Raw genomic sequence first — 18660 nt, 5'->3', positions numbered from 1 at the left:
TTAATATCCTAAGCCATTATTTTGAAAAGAAGATAGAGCATTCAGCAACAGCTGATTTTGTGGCTCATCACCTACAGTGATTCGTAAATGATCGTGCAACGAGGATTGAGGTGAAAAACTTTTGATCACCATGCCTTGTTTGATAAGCCATGAGACTAATTGGGTTGTATGTTTTGTTTTAATAAGAATAAAGTTCGTTTCTGTTGGATACACTTTCTCAATCACAGAGCAAAATTGTAATTTCTGGATCAATTTTGTTCGCGAAGTACTTATCCTATCAATTGCTTCTAAAAACCAATCAGAATTTTCCAATGCGCGCAGTGCTAAATCAATCACAACACTTGAAAGGGGAAAGGGAGGCATAATTTTATTCAAGCGTTGGATTAGCTGTTCTTGTGCTAATACAATGCCCAAACGAAGGTTGGCAAGACCATAGGCTTTCGACAAAGTACGCAAAACAATTAAGTTGTCATATTCAGGAATTAAACGAGTTGCACTTGGTGCCTGAGTAAATTCGATATATGCCTCATCAACCACGATGACGGAGCGATTTTTGTACTCCGCACATAGCTGTGCGATAAAATCCAGATCGACTCGGTGAGCAGTTGGATTATTCGGGTTACACAAAAAGATAATTTTACAATTTTTTTGCCAACTCTTGCCGATATCTTCCAGTGAGATTTTAAACTGACACAGAGGATCTAACGGACACTCGATAAGCTGGGCATCTTGTAATGATGCATAAAAGGAATACATGGAAAAGGTAGGTGGAAATTGCATGCAAGCGTCTTGGCCTGCACTTAAAAACAAACGACTGATTAAGTCAATGCCATCATCTGAGCCTCGAGTAAGTACCATTTGATTTATATTAACTTGATAGCGTTTTGCTAATTGCTCTTGCAGCTGGTCTTGTAAAGCTTTTTCTGGATAAAAATTTAAGTCGATATCCGTACTTAATGCAGACCAAGGAAGCTCGTTTGCGTGGAGTCGGTATTTAATTGGAGCACTGCCAAGAACATAGGGTTCTTTGTTTAACAATTCAGAGCGTATTAAGTTGAGTACGGACATTTATTTCTCCAATGAAGCAAGTCTAATTTCCACTGCTTTGGCATGGGCATCCAATCCTTCAATCTGTGCCAGTGCAATTGCCGAGGGCCCTAACTCCCTAATTCCCTCGGTGCTAATCGATTGCACGTTAAAACAAGTTAAAAAATCGAGGGTACTCAGACCATTGTGATTTCTGGCAAAACCATAGGTTGGAAGAACATGGTTTGATCCGGTCACGTAATCCCCAAGGGTTTCGGCAGCCCAGGGACCTAGAAATATACTGCCTACAGAATTGATTTCCTCAATCCAAGACTCGGCATCTTTTCGATTGAGAATCAAATGCTCTGGAGCATAGGAGTTAATGATGTTTAATTGTTCTGTTTTTTCTGCGCAGACAATAATCATGCTATTCGCCATGGATTGCTGGATTATTTGCGCTCTTGACAAAGTACTGAATTGAACTTGCAGCTGTTGGTTCACTTGTTCTGCACATTGAAGCGTGTCACAAACCAAAATGACTTGGGAATCGACACCATGCTCTGCTTGCGCCAGCAAATCAGCAGCGATAAATGCTGGATTTGCTTGATTGTCTGCAATAATCATGACTTCGGATGGTCCGGCGGGCATATCTATAGCGGCACCATATGGATCTGAGGCAACTAGAGTTTTGGCTTCAGTAACATAACGATTACCTGGCCCAAAAATTTTGTCTACTTTTGTAACTGTTTCTGTACCATAAGCCATAGCTGCGATTGCTTGTGCCCCCCCAAGGGTATAAATAGTATCTATGCCACATAAACGTGCTGCTACAAGAAGATGTTCATTGATTGAACCTGATGCATCAGGTGGTGTGCATAATATTTTTATAGGACATCCAGCTACGACTGCAGGTACAGCTTGCATTAATAATGAAGAAACTAACGGCGTATTATTACCACCAGGTATATACAGACCAACCCGTTGAATGGGTCTATAGGTGGTGTCAATTGTCACACCATGAGCAGTACAAATTTTTTTGTTTTCTGGTAAAAGGGATTGGTGATACAGAGTAATTGTCTTTATGGCTTCAGTGATGGCTGTCAGTGATTTCTTACTGATGCACGAATTTTCAATTTTCTGTCTGGGAATTTGTAGGCTTTGCAAACGAGCGCCATCAAACTGTTCTGTGAATGCAAATAATGCATCATCTCCAAAGGTACGCACCTGTTTAATAATCTCTTGCACTTTGTCTTTTGCGGAAGATGCTTGCAAGGGACGAGTAAGATAGTGTTTTTTTTCCGTCTGCGAGAGGGATTGCCAATTTTTAATCGATAACATCATATTACTCCAACATTTTTTCTATAGGTAACACCAATATAGAACTGGCTCCGAGGGTTTGAATGGTTTCTAAAGTGTTCCAAAATACGCGTTCACTAGAAACAACATGAACGGCCACTTTATTCATAGTTCCGGGTAAAGGCAGAATGGTGGGTGACTCAGCGCCAGGTAGTTTTTCTGCAATGGCTTCGAGGGCTGATTTTGGGGCATGAAAAACAATGTATTTTCTTTCTTGTGCCTGTTGTACGGATTGAATTCTTCGCGAGAGCATGTCAAACAAGTCTTGAAACATACAGGAAGGCTTCTCATCACTTTGAATCAATACCGCTTGGCTGGAAAGTACGGTATCCACTTCATAGAGCTTGTTATCTTCCAAGGTTTGCCCGCTTGAAACCAGGTCACAAATCGCATCGGCCATACCCATGCGTGGAGCAACTTCAATGGAGCCTGATAATACAAGGCTTTCCGCACATATTTTTTTATTCCGCAAATATTGGTTGAGCAAATTTGGATAGCTGGTAGCAATTCGCTTACCATCTAAACTCCCCGGTCCTCGATAATCTGTGGATTCAGGGACAGCTATAGATAAGCGGCAAGTACAAGTGCCTAATGCGGCTGAAATTTTGTATGATTTGGTTGGATTCGCAAGAGCTGCTTCAAATAAGACATTTTCACCAACGATGCCGCCATCACATAGGCCATCGAATACCAAGGTAGGGATGTCATCATCACGTACAAAAAGTAAATCAATAGGAAAGTTATCAACATGGGTGAGCAAGCTATTCGGTTTGATACGAAATTTTAAACCGCATCTCTGTAAAAGACTTAGAGATTCTTCTGATAAGCGCCCCTTCTTCTGCAAGGCTAAACGTAAACGATTTTTCACGATGACTCCAATCTCTTCGCGATTAATTCATAACCGCCTGTACCAAAACTTAAACAGCGCGCCACACGGGTTATTGTGGTTACACTGACCCCCGTTTGTTCATGAATGGTGCGATAGGGGATACCTTGTCGCAATAGAGGAACGACCTGCCAACGATCTGCCATTGCTTCCAATTCAGCTGGGGTGCATAGGTCAGTAAAAAACTGTAACGCTTCTTCTTTATTCTCAAGCAAGCTGAGGGCATGCATTAAATCAGGGAGAGCAGAATGTTTTATCGTAGTATGTGTTTTCATGTTAATGTATTAATGTAGTAGAACATTAACTCGATAATAATGTCTATTTTTAATACTGTCAATAAAAAATGATGGCACGAATCAATCTTTGATGAACTCAACATAACCTCAGCCTGGATGCAGCAATACGGACACGGGTTTTGGGGATCATCACCCCGAGCAATGAGGGGGGGCTGCACGGAATCCAGGCTCCAAAAATAAATGTAAAGCCGATGAACTCAATTGATAGACTAACAGATGTTGGTTGGGCCTTGGCCCTACAATGGAGCGCCTAGGGAGCGGGTAAAGAATGAATACCCTTATCCGCCCTAATGGACACCTTCTTGCCTATTGAGGAGAAGGGAATACCAATGTTGTTGCACTCCACTCAGGTTATCGAAAAGCGATGTACTATGTTGATTGATGCGCAAAATTTTATAGGTTAACACCATAAAGTGCTTGATAATCCTCAAGCTTTTTAACCTGCTCGTTTTGATTGACACTTTTTAAGTAGTCGATTAAATCAAATAAGGTGATGATGGAATAAACGTCAATACCTTGAGCTTTAATTTCAGCCAATGCTGAGTTTTGAGATACTCCTCGTTCGCAGCGATCGAGTGCTATGATAACCCCAGTTAATTGCCCTCCATTTTCTTTAATTAAAATTTGAGACTCTCTAAAAGCAGTACCTGCAGTAATGACATCATCAACGATAATCGTTCTTCCAGTTAATGGAGCACCAATTAATTGACCTCCTTCACCATGATCTTTTACCTCTTTACGGTTAAAAGTAACGGTAGTTTCTTGACCGAATTCTGCTAGGGCTATTGCTGTAGCGGTAGCAAGAGGTAACCCTTTATAGGCTGGTCCAAACAAATGATCAAATTGAGCCTTTTGTTCGGTTAGCGTCTTTGCATAAAATTGTCCCAACTGCCGTAAAGCGTTCCCTTGATAAAATAATCCTGCATTAAAAAAGTAAGGACTGCTCCGACCTGACTTTAAAGTAAATTCACCAAATTTTAATACTTGGCAATCAAGTGCTAATTTTATAAAAGCTGATTTCATCTGATTCATTATGTAGTTCCAGTAGAGAAAAAAAATTTAAAGATCGCGATTTTTTTTTAAAAAATCCTTAACAATCAATAAAAAACTGCTATGCTAATCTATATGTAGTGAATTATTTCCTACATGAGTAAATGTTTATTATAACTCAGTGTTTTAATCATGAGTATTTTTTACACTGAAAATAAACATCTGTAATAGTTGGATAGTAAAGCTTAAGACAAAGGGGATAGCTAATGTCGCAAAGAGAAACGGGCCATGTAAAATGGTTCAATGAGAAAAAAGGATTTGGATTTATTATTAATGAAAATGGCGATGACATTTTTGTTCATTATAAAGATATCCAAGGTGTTGGATTCAAAACTCTTCATGAAAATGATCCAGTTTCCTTTGTGCTTGATAAAGGACCGAAAGGGTTGAAGGCACAAGACGTTACAATTATTACTGAATAAGTAAAGTAACGAATCAAATATTCTCAGCTATCGCTGCGTGTTAAGTTTAACCTGGGCTAAGGATTTCCTACAACCTGGGTTTGCTTTTCATGCAATTAAATTTTGGTTATAGCTGCAACCTCAGAATTATTGTTCTGGCATATTCTTTTACTGAGCCTGAACGTATAATCTAAGGATGTGGTAAACTAATCAAGTGGTTTTATTGTCTAAAAATTCATTCTAAAGACATAACCAAAAAAGAAAATCTATCATTACTCTTGAATTTCCTACAAAGATCTTCATATATACCGTTCTTGTTATTGAATCATCGTTTTAGGGGTATGTATGAAAAATTTACCTATGTATCAAGTGGACGCATTTGCATCCAGTCTTTTCGAAGGTAATCCAGCAGCAGTTTGTCCTTTAGATAATTGGCTCACAGAAAATGAAATGCAAAAAATCGCTGCAGAAAATAATTTATCAGAAACGGCTTTTTTTGTTCCTGAAGAAGAGGGATTTTATATTAGATGGTTCACGCCCAACGAAGAAGTTGCATTATGTGGCCATGCTACGCTTGCTACGGCGCATGTCATTTTTAATCAATTAGGATTTAAGGGGAAAGAAATAAAATTTAATTGCAAGAGTGGGAGGCTAATTGTACGCAAACAAGGGGATGGATTAATGATGGATTTTCCAGCATTACCTTATTATCCAATTGAACTTTCTCCCGAGCTGCAACTGTTAAATTTAAAAAAACCTCAGAAAGTCCTTAAAAGTCAGTTTGATTTAATGTTTGTTTATGAAAATGAAAGCGACGTGAGAGATGCACAGCCTGATTTGGATGCTGTAGCCCGTTTGGATTATAGAGGTTTAATTTTAACTGCCCCAGGTAACAATACTGATGTTTATTCACGCTGTTTTTATCCTGGATGTAATGTTCCAGAAGATCCAGTGACGGGTTCTGCACATTGTGTTATTGCACCTTATTGGTGTGAACAACTGGGTAAATCACATATCAAAGCGATGCAAGGAGGTAACCGCCAGGGCAAGCTGCAGTGTGAAGTTAAAGAAGGGCGTGTTTTTCTTTATGGAACGAGTCATCTTTATTTACAAGGTACAATTTATTTGCCATGAAAACTATCGAGACACCTAGGCTATTGTTAAGAGCTTGGAGCGATGAGGATATCGCTCCATTTTTTTCTATGAATCAAGATCCTAAAGTGATGGAATTCATGCCCAATCTATGGACTATGGAGATGGTGACTTCATTTATAGAACGCATGAATACTCAACTCGCTGAAGCCCATTTTACTTTATGGGCTGTTGAAGAAAAAAGTACACACCAATTCATGGGGTTTATTGGTTTAAATAGTCCAGTTTGGGAAGCACATTTTACACCCTGTGTAGAAATCGGATGGCGTTTGGCATTTTCTTTTTGGGGTAGGGGTTATGCAACTGAGGGAGCCAAAGCTGTTTTGAATTACGCGTTTAATATTTTAAATTTAAAAGAAATAGTTGCCTTTACAGTTCCTGATAATTTACGTTCCCAACGCGTTATGGAAAAGCTTGGAATGATTCGAGATGTACAGGGGGATTTTCTTCACCCTAAAATTGACCCTGTCAATTCTTTGGCGAAACATTACTTATTTAGGATAACTAATAATCGGGATGATTGATTTTATTGTGCTATCAAGTCATCCCTGTGTTACGCTCGGGTTAACGTTCTAGCGCATTTATTTAATGACTTTATATAGAGTTCTAATTATTATGGGTTGTATTTGGAATGTTCATGTGAGAAAAGGAGCGCTATGACTATCTATATGTTTCCTGGGCAAGGTTCCCAGGCAAAAGGAATGGGAATTGAATTATTTTCATATTTCCCTGAACAAATAAAACAAGCTGATGAGGTTCTAGGATATTCCATTAAAGAATTATGTTTAGAGGATCCAAAGCAGCAATTAAGTCATACCGAATACACTCAACCTGCGTTATATGTTATTGAAGCCCTTTCTTTTTTAGCCAGAGCAGAGGAAGAACCAATGCCAGAATATCTCATTGGACATAGTCTAGGAGAATATGCTGCATTATTTGCTGCGGGTGCTTTTGATTTTGTCACTGGGTTAAAACTGGTGCAAAAACGAGGCGAGTTGATGGCCCAGGCTAGTGGGGGAGGAATGCTTGCTGTAATTAATTTAACTGAGGATCGAATCAAGTTTTTACTTAGAGTTAATGGATTGGATTCTGTAGATTTTGCTAATTTTAACTCGCCGAAACAAATAGTCCTTTCAGGACCTGCTGTCGATATTGCCAAAGCGAACGAACTACTTGCCAGTGAAGCGTTGATGTGTGTGCCCTTAAAAGTTAGTGGCGCTTTCCATTCACGTTATATGCAATCAGCTGCTGATGAGTTTGCAAAATTTATTGCTCCTTTTCAGTTTTCGCCGCTCCAATCGCAAGTGATTGCTAATGTCTCATCGGAACCTTATACCGACAATATGGTGAAAGATAATTTGGTGAAGCAAATTACTCATCCAGTACGCTGGACTGAAACAATTCGCTATTTAAAGAATCAAGGCGAAACAGTTTTTATAGAAGTGGGGCCCGGAAATGTGTTAACTCGCTTGGCCGCGCAAATTTGATTGTCTTAAAGGAATACCTCATTCGCCCTAAGAGGGCGTATTTTGTTTATTTTCCGTCGTCCCCAACCTAGCGAGGGATGCACTACGTGACAATTGAGAGAGCCCTCGTGGCACTCGGGATGACCGGAAGAGGAGTGAATGATAAATTCTCTAGTTCGTGATATCCAAATGAAAAAAATCATCTACACTTAATCATGGTTCAATTTACAGAGGAAGTAATATGACGATTAGACTGAAACATGATGGCGGAACGTTAGAAGCAATAGAGCTTGTTCATTTACAACATCATTTAGCGATTCCTCACCTTATGAAGTATCTGCAGTCAAAAGGTTCAAAACAATGTAAATCAATCAAAAAAATTAGTGTAGATCACTCTTGCTTGAATGATAAAGATTATTTTGCATTACATGATATCTTGAAATTATCATCAAAAGTTAATGAGATTTCATTTGAAGCGAATCATATTGATACTGATCGCATTGCTTATTTATTTGAATCTTTGCCCAGTAAGGAGCTCAATAAAGTCAAATTCACAGACAATTGGATAGGCGATAAAATTTCTAGTGATTTTTTCTCTTTTTTTAAACACTAAAAAACTGGCTGTTTTGGATTTATCTTTAAATTGGTTGCGAGATATTGGTGTGCAGCGTTTACTCAATGCAATAGATGCAAATACTGAATTAAATGAGTTGGTATTAAGCTGTAATGATTTTGGTTTGGATGGCATGAAAGCATTGCGTTATTTTGTATTGGAGCATCCTTCGTTGAAAATTTTGGATATATCCTATAACAACTTGAATGAACGATGTGCTGAAGAAATTTCCGCTATGATCACTGAATCACGATCTCTGACTCATTTGAACGTCAGAAGTAATAAAATTGGTGATGCTGGTGCTGAGCTTATTGCACAATCATTAAAATCTAATAATAATTTAAAATATGTAGATTTATCAGATAATAAAATCTCAGAGACAGGTCTGTCTCAGCTCGTACGTGAGGCAGAAGCTCATAGTCATCTTGAAGACTTAATATTAAAGCATAACGATCTTCTTCCCTCAGCATTAAAAACGAGTCGTCCAGACTTGCAAATTGTTTGTTGATAACATAGATGCAGAATTAAATAACCGTTCAGTGTAGTATGCATCCCTAATGATGAATATTAATGAACGGTTATCGTTTAAACTTTGGAGTTATGTTGATGGGCCTTGGTGTTTTTTACCTTTTGAAAAAGCGAATTTTCTTGCCTTTTTTTCTTACCCAGTTTTTTGGCGCTTTTAACGATAATGCATTCAAATTAGCGATGCTCACTTTGATTAGCTATCACTTAACCCATGACCAAGCTCAATCTGAATTTTATCAAGCAATAGCAGGTGCTTTATTTATAACGCCTTTTTTTCTTTTTTCAGCCACTGCTGGACAATTAGCGGATAAATACGATAAAACATTAGTGACCAGGGTGATTAAAATATTAGAATTATTTTTAATGATTGTTGGTAGCTTTTCTCTATATTTTGGCAATATTTCCTTGATGATGATAACCCTGACGGGTTTAGGCATTCACTCAACATTTTTTGGACCCATAAAATACGCCATTCTACCCGATCATTTACCCAAAAATGATTTATTAGGTGCAACAGGTCTTATTGATGCGAGTACCTTTATCGCTATTTTAGTAGGAACTACCATGGGTACCTTATCCATTGGAGCAAATAATCCTAGACCTTACATGGCAGTTTTTTTAACTGTGATTGTTGCTCTTGCTGGGTTAACTTCAAGTATGTTGATACCCAGGGCTCCTTCGACATCGGAATCTATTAAGGTTGATATTCAGATTTGGCGTGCCACTTATCAAATGTTGAAGATGGCTACAGAGCATTTTGGTATTTTATTATGTATTCTAATTTTATCTTGGTTTTGGTTGTTAGGGACAGTAATCCTTACCAAACTACCTGACTACACGAATTATGTTTTAGGAGCAAATAATACTGTTTTTGCACTATTCCTGGCATTGTTTTCATTAGGCATTGCATTCGGTTCTCTTACGGTTAATTATATTTTTCAAGGCCGGATTAATCTTACTATGGTTCCTTGGGCTATGTTTGCCTTTACTTGTTTTTCAATGGATCTGTATTGGGCCTCACCTCATGCAACGGAGCAAAATACGTTACTATCTCTAGATACCTTCTTTACACACTTTAATCATTGGCGCATTGCTTTTGACTTATTTATGTTAGCCTTTAGTTCAGGTTTATTTCTTGTGCCGCTGTATACTTATTTACAGGTCATGAGTCCACCTCACTCTAGAGCACGAATTATTGCTACCAATAATATTTATAACTCGTTATTTATGGTTGTGGGCACATTTATGGTCATTGGTCTCTTGCATTTTAGCGCGGCAATTCCACAAATTTTTTTAATTTTAAGCCTATTCAACGCAATAGCTGCAGCCCTTGCTCGCATTTATATAAGAAGGGTGGCTTTGCCATAAATGTGATAGAAAAAAATAAAATGAAACAAACAAGGCTGAATCAATAAAATGCAGGTTGGGCCAAGGCTCTACCTATATTGAATTCAGTATTGTAGCCAGTTTAGCCCATCCTAATCCAATTACAATTTTTGTGTCTCTGCTAACCAATCACGTGCTGGCAGAAAATCGGTATAAAGTTTCGCTTCCGCACTCTGTGCAACAGGCTGCCAGTTGTATTCCCACGTGACTTCAGGGGGTAAGGACATTAAAATGGATTCGGTTCTGCCGTTTGACTGTAATCCAAATAAAGTACCGCGGTCATAGACTAAATTGAATTCTACATAGCGTCCTCTTCGATAATTCTGAAATGCTTTTTCTCTTTCACCAAAGGGATGGGATTTGCGACGTTCCACTATAGGGGCGTAAGCTTCAATGTAGTGATTGCCTATGCTTTGCATCAAGGAAAAACTATGATCAAAACTTATTTCATTATAATCGTCAAAAAATAAACCACCAATACCACGCGCTTCATTTCGATGTTTGATGAAAAAATAATCATCACACCATTGTTTGAATTTAGGATAAATCGATTGGCCAAAAGGTTGGCAGGCACGTAATGCAGTTTGATGCCAATGGATGCAATCTTCTTCAAATCCATAATAGGGAGTTAAATCAAATCCACCACCAAACCACCAAACAGGGTCAGCCCCTTCTTTTTCTGCAAGAAAAAAACGAACATTTGCATGTGAAGTGGGTACATAAGGATTATCAGGGTGAATGACCAAAGAGACACCAAGCGCATTAAAGTTTCTTCCTGCTAATTCGGGACGGTGTGCGCTCGCTGAAGCAGGGAGTTTTTCTCCAGAGACGTGGGAAAAATTGACACCTGCTTTTGCAAAAACGGAACCTTGAGCCAAAACACGGGTAATTCCACCACCTCCAGAAGGACGCTCCCAAGCATCTTCAATAAATTGAGCTTGGCCATCTAAATTTTCAAGTCTCGAACAAATTGTATTTTGTAATTGCAGCAGATAGGTTTTTACTTGTTGTATCGCATGTTCAGGAAGGGTGTTGTCTTTTGACATGGTTGAGCTCCCCAGGGTTATAACCTGTTTATTTTCTCACTTATTTGAAATTGGCACAATGTTTGCTTTTCTAGTTGTACTTACTTTAAGAGGGGGAACTATGGCGTTAGATCTTGATACATATTTTGGAATACACGCTAAAGCCTTAGTAGCACGCGAACATAGAGCTTCGCAGTTGGCAAACAATTTGGCTAATGCCAATACGCCCAATTATAAAGCTCAAGATATCGATTTCAATGAGTTTTTAGCTGCCAGTATGGCTGGTGGAGCTCAAAAAATGCAGGTTACCTCCCCAGAGCATATTAATACGAATGCCGATTTTTCAGCGAATTTGAAATATCGAGTGACTTCGCAAATGTCATTAGATGGCAATACGGTAGATAAAGATTTAGAAACCACAGAATTTGCACATAACTCGCTTAACTATCAGGCTAGCCTGAGTTTCCTTGATAATAAAATTAAATCCATGATGCTGGCGTTGAAAGGAGAATAATCATGACATTAAGCGCGATTTTTAATATTGCAGGTTCCGCATTAACAGCTGAGACAGCTCGTTTGACTACTAGCGCTGAGAACATGAGTAATGCTAACGTAGAGTCAGGTAATCCTAATGATGTATATAAAGCAAAATATCCTATTTTCAAAGCAGTTCAGGAACATGCGAATCAATGGATGGGAGAACAAATATCGGGAGGCGTTCAGCTTAAAGGTACTTATGAGACTACTTCGGACCCTATTAAGCGTTATGCGCCTGATAATCCCTTAGCGGATAAACAAGGTTTTGTTTATACACCGAATGTAAATTATGTTGAAGAAATGGCAAACGTAATTTCAGCTTCAAGGTCATATCAAATGGATGTTGAATTGCTTAATACAACAAAACAGCTTATGCAGCGTACCTTAAAGCTGGGTGAATAAAGGGAGGGAAAGGAATGACAACAAATTCGGTTAATGGGACGAACACATCGAATCTACCTTATAATCAAATTGATTCTTCAGCAAAGAATAGTCTGGGACAACAGGATTTTCTACGCTTAATGGTAGCTCAAATTCAAAATCAGGATCCCATGCAACCTCAGGTAAACGGTGAGTTTTTATCCCAGTTGGCTCAGTTTAGTACCAATGATGGGGTTGCTAAAATGCAGGAATCATTACAGCAGATGGCTACATCGCTCCAATCAAATCAGGCTTTACAAGCTTCAGCCTTGGTTGGTCGTAAGGTTTTAGTCAATAGTAATACTCTTCAATTGGGTGCAGAGGGTGATTCAAAGGCAGCAGTGGATATCCCACCAGGACTCAGTAATTTGAGTGCCTCTATTTACTCAGAAACTGGAGAGCTTATAAAGACAATTCCCTTGGGCCAACCTACACCTGGATTTTTTCAATTCAGCTGGGATGGCACCGGCGGAGACAATAATCGCGTGAAAGAAGGTAAATATAAGGTAGATGTCCATGCAGTTTATGGAGGGAAAGAGGTGTCTTTAAAAACAATGACCTCTGCAAATGTTGATAGTGTAAGCCTTGGGCAAAATGGTGAAGGCTTAAAATTAAATGTTGCAGGAGTTGGACCAATATCATTGGATCAGGTAAGACAAATATCAGTTTAAAGCAGGAGGCTAAAATGATTTTTGACGCAGCGCTAAGTGGACTTCAGGCAGCAACAAGTAATTTGGACGTTATAGGAAATAATATCGCAAACTCTTCTACAGTAGGATTTAAAGGATCGCGCGCAGATTTTGGTGATATTTACTCATTTGGTGGTTACGGTAGCTTTGGTGCAGGCAGTACATCAATCGGTGGTGGGGTGATGTTAACCTCGGTTCAACAACAGTTTGCATCAGGAAATTTGACCAATAGTACAAACAGTCTGGATTTGGCAGTGAATGGTTCTGGATTTTTTATTTTGGAGAATCCAGGAGGCGGGACAGTCTATACACGTGCTGGTCAGTTTAGTTTGGACAACCAAAATTATATTACCAATGCTAATGGACAATATCTTACTGGGCTACTTACGGATGGAAAAGGAAATATTACTGGAACATCAGGGAAATTACAGATAAATACAGCAAATATAAGTCCTCAGGCAAGCAGTAAAGTGACCACCGGGGTTAATTTGAACTCGCAAAGTACAGCTCCAGCAGTTGACTGGACTGGTGGCGCAACACCGCTTAGTAGCTCATATAATAATCCTACTTCCTTGACTATTTACGACAGCTTAGGAAATTCTCACGTATTGAGTATGTATTTTATCAAAGCTGATTCTGCTGCGGCATCAGGACAACCTAATGCTGCAACTCCTCCAGGGACACAAAATCAATGGTATGTTGCATTCCAAATCGACAATCAAGATGTTCCTCCTATTACAGGTACTGGCAATACCGCGAACCTGTTTGAGATGAATTTTAATACAGATGGAACTTTTGTGGGCGTTGCAAGTCCAGGAGGCGCTCCCATAGCTAATAACCTCATTCCATTGGCATTTAACCTAAATAATGGGGCTGATCCATTAAGTTTAAGTATTGATTTAACAAACAGTACGCAGTTTGGTAGCCCCTTTGCTGTTCAATCGACCTCATCAAATGGTTATACAACTGGAAGTTTGGCGAGCTTGAATATAGATGATAGCGGACTAATTCTAGGTATTTATAGCAATGGCCAGTCCTTGGCTATGGGGCAGATTCAATTAGCTAATTTTGCTGATCCTACAGGCTTACAGAATGTAGGAAATGTTTCTTGGGCACAAACTTCGGCTTCAGGTCAGCCTTTGATCGGAGTGGGCACAACAGGTGGATTAGGTGCCATTAAATCGGGTATGTTGGAGCAATCAAATGTGGATTTGACCAGTGAACTAGTCGATTTAATTAGTGCACAACGTGATTTCCAGGCGAATGCGCAGTCGATTCGTGCAGGGGATGCGATTACACAGACAATTATTAATATGCGTTAGGAGGTAACTCATGGATCCTATCTTATATAATGCTGCAGGTGGCGGACGAATAGGTTTTAAGCGTCAGGAAATAATCGCCAATAATTTGGCGAATGTAAACACTCCTGGATTTAAAGCGGATATGTATCAAGCTCAAACCATGTATGCAAATATGGGTGGATCGGACAGTGGCGCAGCCTTTACGATACAAAAGGAAAATGGACTGGATCTGAGCCCTGGCGATATTACGACAACTGGACGAAACCTTGATATTGCAATTGAGGGTAATGGTTGGTTTGCAGTGGGTAATGGACAGGGCAAAGAAGGGTATACAAAGGCTGGAAATTTACGCCTGGATGTCAATGGGTTATTAACAACTGCTTCTGGGCATCCTGTTTTGGGTAATGGAGGACCTATTTCAATTCCTCCAGCTCAGGAAATAAACATCGGTGCTGATGGTACGATCACAATTGTGCCACTCGGTGGCGATCCCAATAGCGCCGCGGTATTAGATAGAATTAAGCTCGTTACTCTGGATAAAAATAATATTGTTAAAAGCTCAGAGGGTCTTTACCAATTAAAAAACGGTGGAACTGCCGCAGCTGCTGACGCAAGTGTCCAGGTTCGAAGTGGTGCTATTGAAGGCTCGAACGTTAACGCGATTGATCAGATGGTAGAAATGATTACCTCGGGGCGTGAGTACGATGCACACATGAAAGTAATGTCTACGGTCGAAGACAATTTTTTAAAATTGGCACAAGTATTGCACGAATAACGCCATTTTAGTATACAAGTAAGAATAATTGCGGAGGGATCTCCATGGAACCAGCATTATGGGTAAGTAAATCAGGCTTGGAAGCCCAAGAAAAAAATATTTCTACGATTGCTAATAACTTGGCAAACGTCAATACAACTGGCTTTAAAAAAGATAGAGCAATATTCCAGGATTTACTGTATCAAAATACAAGCCAGGCGGGTGCTCAATCTTCCGAGAACTCTTTAATTCCAACAGGTATTAATGCAGGGTCAGGTGTTCATTTAGCTGCTACTGAAAAAATATTTGAACAGGGAAGTGCGCAAAATACACGTAATCCCTACGACCTGATGATACAAGGTCAAGGTTTCTTTACGATATTGATGCCTGACGGTACTCAAGCATATACCCGTGATGGTACTTTTACAGTGGACAGTACAGGACAGCTCGTTGATATGAATGGGTATCCATTGCAACCCGCAATAAATATTCCTGCACAGACTTTAGGTGTAACGATTAGTACGGAAGGGGTGGTGAGTGCCACAGTAGTTGGAAGTAATACTCCAACGGTTCTTGGAACCATTCAATTAGCGAATTTTACTAACCCAGCAGGACTTCAACCTATAGGACAAAACCTGTTTACAGAGACGGCTTCAAGCGGTGCAGCAACATTGAATAATCCCGGAAATTCAGGTGTTGGTACCTTGTTACAAGGTTCTCTAGAAGCATCGAATGTGAATGTGGTTGAAGAGCTAGTCAATATGATTCAAGCACAAAGAAGCTATGAGATTACGGCAAAGGGGATCCAGACTGTGGATAACATGCTGCAATACTTAAATCAAACTGTTTAAGAAGATTTCATTGATGAAATTATTTAATTTGCTTGTCGCAGGTTCCTTTGCGATTCTTTTGAGTGGGTGTGAACTTTTAAATCCTCCTCAGCGTGGTAAGGATCCTGAGTTTGCGCCTACATATCCTACAACACCTGACCCCAAAGAATTAAGGAAAGAGTCGGGTGCGATTTATAGCGCGGAAACTGCCTTACCTCTCTTTGAAACACCAAGAGCGCGACACGAAGGGGATATAATTACAGTATTTTTAGTTGAAAGTACTAACGCATCAAAAAACGCAACACTGCAGCAGATGAAAACAGATACCAACGTAGTAAAGAACAAACTTTTTTTAGGACGGCCTATTTCTTTTGGCAGTGGCTACAGCATGGATTTTGACTTGAACAATCAACGACAATTCAATGGTTCTGCACAAGCGGTACAGAATAATAAATTGGCGGGAAGTATTTCAGTTACAGTATCCCAAGTGTTGGCAAATGGTAATATGGTTGTACAGGGTGAAAAGTGGGTTAAAATCGATCAAGGGGAAGAATATGTGCGATTATCAGGAATTATTCGTCCTCAGGATATCAGAGCGGATAACTCCATCACCTCAGACCGTTTAGCAAATGCGCGTATTGCCTATGGTGGCACAGGCCAAGTGAATAATACAAACGCACAGGGCTGGCTGGCGCGGTTTATGTGGGGTCCATTATTCCCAACTTAAGCTGAGATAAAGGGCTTTGTAGAAAAAATCATCCCATTCCTGCCTAAGCAGGAATGGTCAAGTGATAAAGCCGGGGTAAAGCAGCGCGACTCATGAAGGGTGCTTTTAACCGTTATCAATTAACAAGGAAAATTGTAATGCGGCGATTGCTGATAATTACATGGATGTTGGCGATAAACTTGATTGCAAATCAGGTTTATGGTGAACGAATTAAAGATATTGCTACTTTGGCTGGTGTACGCACCAACCAATTAGTTGGTTATGGTTTGGTGGTCGGTTTAAATGGTACTGGAGATAAAAACGGAACACGATATACTGAAGATACTTTTGCAAACCTGCTCACTCAATTAGGTGTAAACATCCAACCGGGAACTAAGCTTAATTCAAAAAATATGGCCGCAGTCATGGTGACTGCGAGTTTGTCCTCTTTTATGAAAAAGGGACAAGCTATGGATGTTAATGTGTCTTCTATTGGTGATTCAAAAAGCTTATTAGGCGGCACCTTATTGATGACCCCAATGAAAGGAGCCGATGGGCGAGTTTATGCAGTGGCCCAAGGAAATGTGATTGTGTCCGGGGTAAGTGCAGCGGGAAGCGATGGTACAAGTGTTACCGTAAATGTTCCTAGTGGAGCACGAATCCCAAATGGTGCGACCATTGAGGTCGATATACCTAACCCCTTTTATTATACAAAAGAATTAACATTCAATTTACACATGCCTGATTTTACAACAGCAAAACGCATGTGCGATGCCATTAATGAAATGATGGGACCAGGAACTGCTAGAGCTTTAGATGCGACATCGGTGGTTGTAACTGCCCCCAAAAAAATGTCCCAGCGTGTAGACTACGTTTCCGTGTTAGAAAATATTGAATTTAAACCCGCTGAGGCAATAGCAAAAATTATTATTAATGCGCGTACAGGAACGGTAGTTATTTCTTCTAATGTCATTGTCAAATCAGCGGCGGTCTCACATGGTAATTTAGTGGTGAGCGTGACTGAAACCCCTGTGATAAGCCAACCAAATGCTTTTGCACGTGGACGTACCGTTTCAACCCAACAGTCACAAGTTTCCATTGAACAAAGAAATAATCATGCTTTTGTTTTACCACCGGGTGTGACATTAAAGGATATTGTTCGAGGTATTAATGCTGTAGGAGCAACACCTGCTGATGTGATCGCGATACTTGAAGCACTACAACAAGCAGGTGCTTTAAATGCTACTTTAATCGTGATATAGCTTGGATTGGTGTACACGATCCATCAAGATAGAGGATTAAGATGACGGTACAAGGAATTGCAACCAGTGATTTTAGTGCATTAAATGAACTAAAAGTTCAAGCACAAAATAATGCAAAAGAGGCCTTACCTGAGGCAGCGAAACAATTTGAAGGTATATTCTTGCAATCCATGTTGAAAAGCATGCGTATGGGACAGCATTTTCTTGAAGAATCGAGTCCATTTAGAGGCAAGGATAGGGAAACCTTTCAGGATATGTTGGATGCTCAATATGCAAGTACTATTGCCAATTCTAAAGGTGTTGGTCTAGCCGAGATGCTTGCAAAACAAATGGAGCATAATCTGCCTAATGCAGAACCAACAGAAAAAAGAACAACAGAAACGGTTAATTCTGACTCAATATCCCCTAAGCCTGTAAAACAAGAGCAGGATAAATCAACGAGCACCATTGATGAGTTTGTCAAATCCATCTGGCCCAAAGCCAAACAAGCCGCCTCAATAATTGGTTTGGATCCTAAAATTTTAATGGCTCAAGCCGCATTAGAAACAGGGTGGGGGAAATTTGTTACAAAGGATGCTGATGGCACCAGCAGTAACAATTTATTCAACATCAAATCAGGTAACAGCAAAGAGTTCGATTCAGTCAATGTGAAAACAACGGAATATATTGCAGACACACCGATTAAAATCAATGCATCATTTAGAAAATATCCCTCCGTTGAGCAAAGCTTTAATGATTATATCTCTTTAATTAAAGGAAATGACCGATATCAAAATGCTTTAGCCAGTGCTGCAAATCCTGAACTGTTTGTTAATGAGCTGCATAAGGCGGGATATGCCACCGATCCTAATTACAGTACAAAAATTTTATCCATTTATCATGGAGATGAATTAAATCAGGCGATACAACGTTGCGAGTTAGCAGAGCAAGTTTAAGGTGGCTTTTGCTGTGATGGATTGTGATAAATAAAAATGGT

General features: G+C 39.6%; 22 protein-coding genes. 16 read left to right on the top strand and 6 right to left on the bottom strand.

Annotated features, from left to right (window positions below; all coding sequences use genetic code 11):
• From hisC to pyrE, 5 genes are all read right to left on the bottom strand, one after another.
• The gene (gene hisC, locus EL022_RS12330) at window positions 1–1068 is read right to left on the bottom strand and encodes a histidinol-phosphate transaminase (protein ID WP_028380278.1); all 1068 of its coding nucleotides are present in this window, start codon (window positions 1066–1068) and stop codon (window positions 1–3) included.
• Window positions 1069–2364, bottom strand: a complete 1296-nt coding sequence (gene hisD, locus EL022_RS12325) for a histidinol dehydrogenase (RefSeq protein WP_028380279.1) — start codon at window positions 2362–2364, stop codon at window positions 1069–1071.
• A 4-nt stretch (window positions 2365–2368) separates the two neighbouring features.
• Window positions 2369–3250, bottom strand: a complete 882-nt coding sequence (hisG, locus tag EL022_RS12320; RefSeq protein ID WP_028380280.1) for an ATP phosphoribosyltransferase — start codon at window positions 3248–3250, stop codon at window positions 2369–2371.
• Entirely contained in the window at window positions 3247–3543 is a 297-nt protein-coding gene (locus tag EL022_RS12315; protein WP_028380281.1) for a YerC/YecD family TrpR-related protein, read from the bottom strand. The genes hisG and EL022_RS12315 overlap by 4 nt, the downstream gene beginning before the upstream one ends.
• A gap of 414 nt (window positions 3544–3957) precedes the next feature.
• The gene (pyrE, locus tag EL022_RS12310; RefSeq protein WP_028380282.1) at window positions 3958–4596 is read right to left on the bottom strand and encodes an orotate phosphoribosyltransferase; all 639 of its coding nucleotides are present in this window, start codon (window positions 4594–4596) and stop codon (window positions 3958–3960) included.
• Window positions 4597–4820: 224 nt separating this feature from the next.
• On the opposite strand from pyrE, the gene EL022_RS12305 reads away from it, so the two are divergent.
• The 7 genes from EL022_RS12305 (at window position 4821) to EL022_RS12280 (ending at window position 10142) form a co-directional block, all read left to right on the top strand.
• Window positions 4821–5036, top strand: a complete 216-nt coding sequence (locus EL022_RS12305) for a cold-shock protein (RefSeq protein ID WP_003631957.1) — start codon at window positions 4821–4823, stop codon at window positions 5034–5036.
• Window positions 5037–5360: 324 nt separating this feature from the next.
• Window positions 5361–6149, top strand: a complete 789-nt coding sequence (locus tag EL022_RS12300) for a PhzF family phenazine biosynthesis protein (protein ID WP_028380283.1) — start codon at window positions 5361–5363, stop codon at window positions 6147–6149.
• The gene (locus tag EL022_RS12295; RefSeq protein WP_028380284.1) at window positions 6146–6691 is read left to right on the top strand and encodes a GNAT family N-acetyltransferase; all 546 of its coding nucleotides are present in this window, start codon (window positions 6146–6148) and stop codon (window positions 6689–6691) included. Before EL022_RS12300 ends, EL022_RS12295 begins: the two co-directional genes overlap by 4 nt.
• A 132-nt stretch (window positions 6692–6823) precedes the next feature.
• Window positions 6824–7654: an ACP S-malonyltransferase gene (gene fabD, locus EL022_RS12290; RefSeq protein ID WP_028380285.1), complete on the top strand. Its 831-nt coding sequence runs from the start codon at window positions 6824–6826 to the stop codon at window positions 7652–7654.
• 220 nt (window positions 7655–7874) lie between these two features.
• The gene (locus tag EL022_RS16430; protein ID WP_241972173.1) at window positions 7875–8246 is read left to right on the top strand and encodes a hypothetical protein; all 372 of its coding nucleotides are present in this window, start codon (window positions 7875–7877) and stop codon (window positions 8244–8246) included.
• Complete coding sequence (locus EL022_RS16425) at window positions 8218–8754, top strand: leucine-rich repeat domain-containing protein (protein ID WP_241972172.1); 537 nt, start codon at window positions 8218–8220, stop codon at window positions 8752–8754. The genes EL022_RS16430 and EL022_RS16425 overlap by 29 nt, the downstream gene beginning before the upstream one ends.
• A 98-nt stretch (window positions 8755–8852) precedes the next feature.
• Complete coding sequence (locus tag EL022_RS12280; RefSeq protein ID WP_028380287.1) at window positions 8853–10142, top strand: MFS transporter; 1290 nt, start codon at window positions 8853–8855, stop codon at window positions 10140–10142.
• Window positions 10143–10261: 119 nt separating this feature from the next.
• Here the strand turns inward: EL022_RS12280 and hemF are convergent, their stop codons facing one another.
• Window positions 10262–11206: an oxygen-dependent coproporphyrinogen oxidase gene (hemF, locus tag EL022_RS12275; protein ID WP_028380288.1), complete on the bottom strand. Its 945-nt coding sequence runs from the start codon at window positions 11204–11206 to the stop codon at window positions 10262–10264.
• Between the two features lie 100 nt (window positions 11207–11306).
• Here hemF and flgB point away from each other — a divergent pair, with 100 nt between their 5' ends.
• From flgB to EL022_RS12230, 9 genes are all read left to right on the top strand, one after another.
• Entirely contained in the window at window positions 11307–11699 is a 393-nt protein-coding gene (flgB, locus tag EL022_RS12270; RefSeq protein ID WP_028380289.1) for a flagellar basal body rod protein FlgB, read from the top strand.
• Window positions 11700–11701: 2 nt separating this feature from the next.
• A complete protein-coding gene (gene flgC / locus EL022_RS12265; protein ID WP_058387777.1) occupies window positions 11702–12124 on the top strand; it encodes a flagellar basal body rod protein FlgC in 423 nt (140 codons plus the stop codon).
• Between the two features lie 14 nt (window positions 12125–12138).
• Complete coding sequence (locus tag EL022_RS12260; protein ID WP_028380291.1) at window positions 12139–12813, top strand: flagellar hook assembly protein FlgD; 675 nt, start codon at window positions 12139–12141, stop codon at window positions 12811–12813.
• Between the two features lie 14 nt (window positions 12814–12827).
• Window positions 12828–14153, top strand: coding sequence for a flagellar hook protein FlgE (flgE, locus tag EL022_RS12255; protein WP_028380292.1), 1326 nt, complete (start codon window positions 12828–12830; stop codon window positions 14151–14153).
• Between the two features lie 10 nt (window positions 14154–14163).
• Complete coding sequence (flgF, locus tag EL022_RS12250; RefSeq protein ID WP_028380293.1) at window positions 14164–14907, top strand: flagellar basal-body rod protein FlgF; 744 nt, start codon at window positions 14164–14166, stop codon at window positions 14905–14907.
• A 44-nt stretch (window positions 14908–14951) separates the two neighbouring features.
• Window positions 14952–15737, top strand: coding sequence for a flagellar basal-body rod protein FlgG (gene flgG, locus EL022_RS12245; RefSeq protein WP_028380294.1), 786 nt, complete (start codon window positions 14952–14954; stop codon window positions 15735–15737).
• A gap of 13 nt (window positions 15738–15750) precedes the next feature.
• Window positions 15751–16443 carry a flagellar basal body L-ring protein FlgH gene (locus EL022_RS12240; RefSeq protein WP_028380295.1) on the top strand — a complete coding sequence of 231 codons (693 nt, stop codon included), beginning with the start codon at window positions 15751–15753 and terminating at the stop codon, window positions 16441–16443.
• A 137-nt stretch (window positions 16444–16580) separates the two neighbouring features.
• The gene (locus EL022_RS12235; RefSeq protein WP_035900426.1) at window positions 16581–17684 is read left to right on the top strand and encodes a flagellar basal body P-ring protein FlgI; all 1104 of its coding nucleotides are present in this window, start codon (window positions 16581–16583) and stop codon (window positions 17682–17684) included.
• Window positions 17685–17725: 41 nt separating this feature from the next.
• A complete protein-coding gene (locus EL022_RS12230; RefSeq protein ID WP_028380297.1) occupies window positions 17726–18619 on the top strand; it encodes a glucosaminidase domain-containing protein in 894 nt (297 codons plus the stop codon).
• Window positions 18620–18660 lie beyond the last annotated feature (41 nt).

Origin of the sequence: Legionella cherrii (assembly GCF_900635815.1) — a bacterium.
GTDB lineage: Bacteria > Pseudomonadota > Gammaproteobacteria > Legionellales > Legionellaceae > Legionella > Legionella cherrii.
Note: the sequence above shows the minus strand (reverse complement) of the source record. Positions and strands in the feature narration are given on the sequence as shown.

Coding starts and splice junctions, on each gene's coding strand:
- EL022_RS12260 (WP_028380291.1), top strand. CDS start 12,139: ATGACAACAAATTCGGTTAATGGGACGAACACATCGAATCTACCTTAT.
- EL022_RS12230 (WP_028380297.1), top strand. CDS start 17,726: ATGACGGTACAAGGAATTGCAACCAGTGATTTTAGTGCATTAAATGAA.
- hemF (WP_028380288.1), bottom strand. CDS start 11,206: ATGTCAAAAGACAACACCCTTCCTGAACATGCGATACAACAAGTAAAA.
- flgF (WP_028380293.1), top strand. CDS start 14,164: ATGGATCCTATCTTATATAATGCTGCAGGTGGCGGACGAATAGGTTTT.
- EL022_RS12280 (WP_028380287.1), top strand. CDS start 8,853: ATGGGCCTTGGTGTTTTTTACCTTTTGAAAAAGCGAATTTTCTTGCCT.
- EL022_RS12295 (WP_028380284.1), top strand. CDS start 6,146: ATGAAAACTATCGAGACACCTAGGCTATTGTTAAGAGCTTGGAGCGAT.
- flgG (WP_028380294.1), top strand. CDS start 14,952: ATGGAACCAGCATTATGGGTAAGTAAATCAGGCTTGGAAGCCCAAGAA.
- EL022_RS16430 (WP_241972173.1), top strand. CDS start 7,875: ATGACGATTAGACTGAAACATGATGGCGGAACGTTAGAAGCAATAGAG.
- pyrE (WP_028380282.1), bottom strand. CDS start 4,596: ATGAATCAGATGAAATCAGCTTTTATAAAATTAGCACTTGATTGCCAA.
- flgC (WP_058387777.1), top strand. CDS start 11,702: ATGACATTAAGCGCGATTTTTAATATTGCAGGTTCCGCATTAACAGCT.
- flgE (WP_028380292.1), top strand. CDS start 12,828: ATGATTTTTGACGCAGCGCTAAGTGGACTTCAGGCAGCAACAAGTAAT.
- fabD (WP_028380285.1), top strand. CDS start 6,824: ATGACTATCTATATGTTTCCTGGGCAAGGTTCCCAGGCAAAAGGAATG.
- EL022_RS12240 (WP_028380295.1), top strand. CDS start 15,751: ATGAAATTATTTAATTTGCTTGTCGCAGGTTCCTTTGCGATTCTTTTG.
- hisD (WP_028380279.1), bottom strand. CDS start 2,364: ATGTTATCGATTAAAAATTGGCAATCCCTCTCGCAGACGGAAAAAAAA.
- EL022_RS12315 (WP_028380281.1), bottom strand. CDS start 3,543: ATGAAAACACATACTACGATAAAACATTCTGCTCTCCCTGATTTAATG.
- flgB (WP_028380289.1), top strand. CDS start 11,307: ATGGCGTTAGATCTTGATACATATTTTGGAATACACGCTAAAGCCTTA.
- EL022_RS12305 (WP_003631957.1), top strand. CDS start 4,821: ATGTCGCAAAGAGAAACGGGCCATGTAAAATGGTTCAATGAGAAAAAA.
- hisC (WP_028380278.1), bottom strand. CDS start 1,068: ATGTCCGTACTCAACTTAATACGCTCTGAATTGTTAAACAAAGAACCC.
- EL022_RS12300 (WP_028380283.1), top strand. CDS start 5,361: ATGAAAAATTTACCTATGTATCAAGTGGACGCATTTGCATCCAGTCTT.
- EL022_RS12235 (WP_035900426.1), top strand. CDS start 16,581: ATGCGGCGATTGCTGATAATTACATGGATGTTGGCGATAAACTTGATT.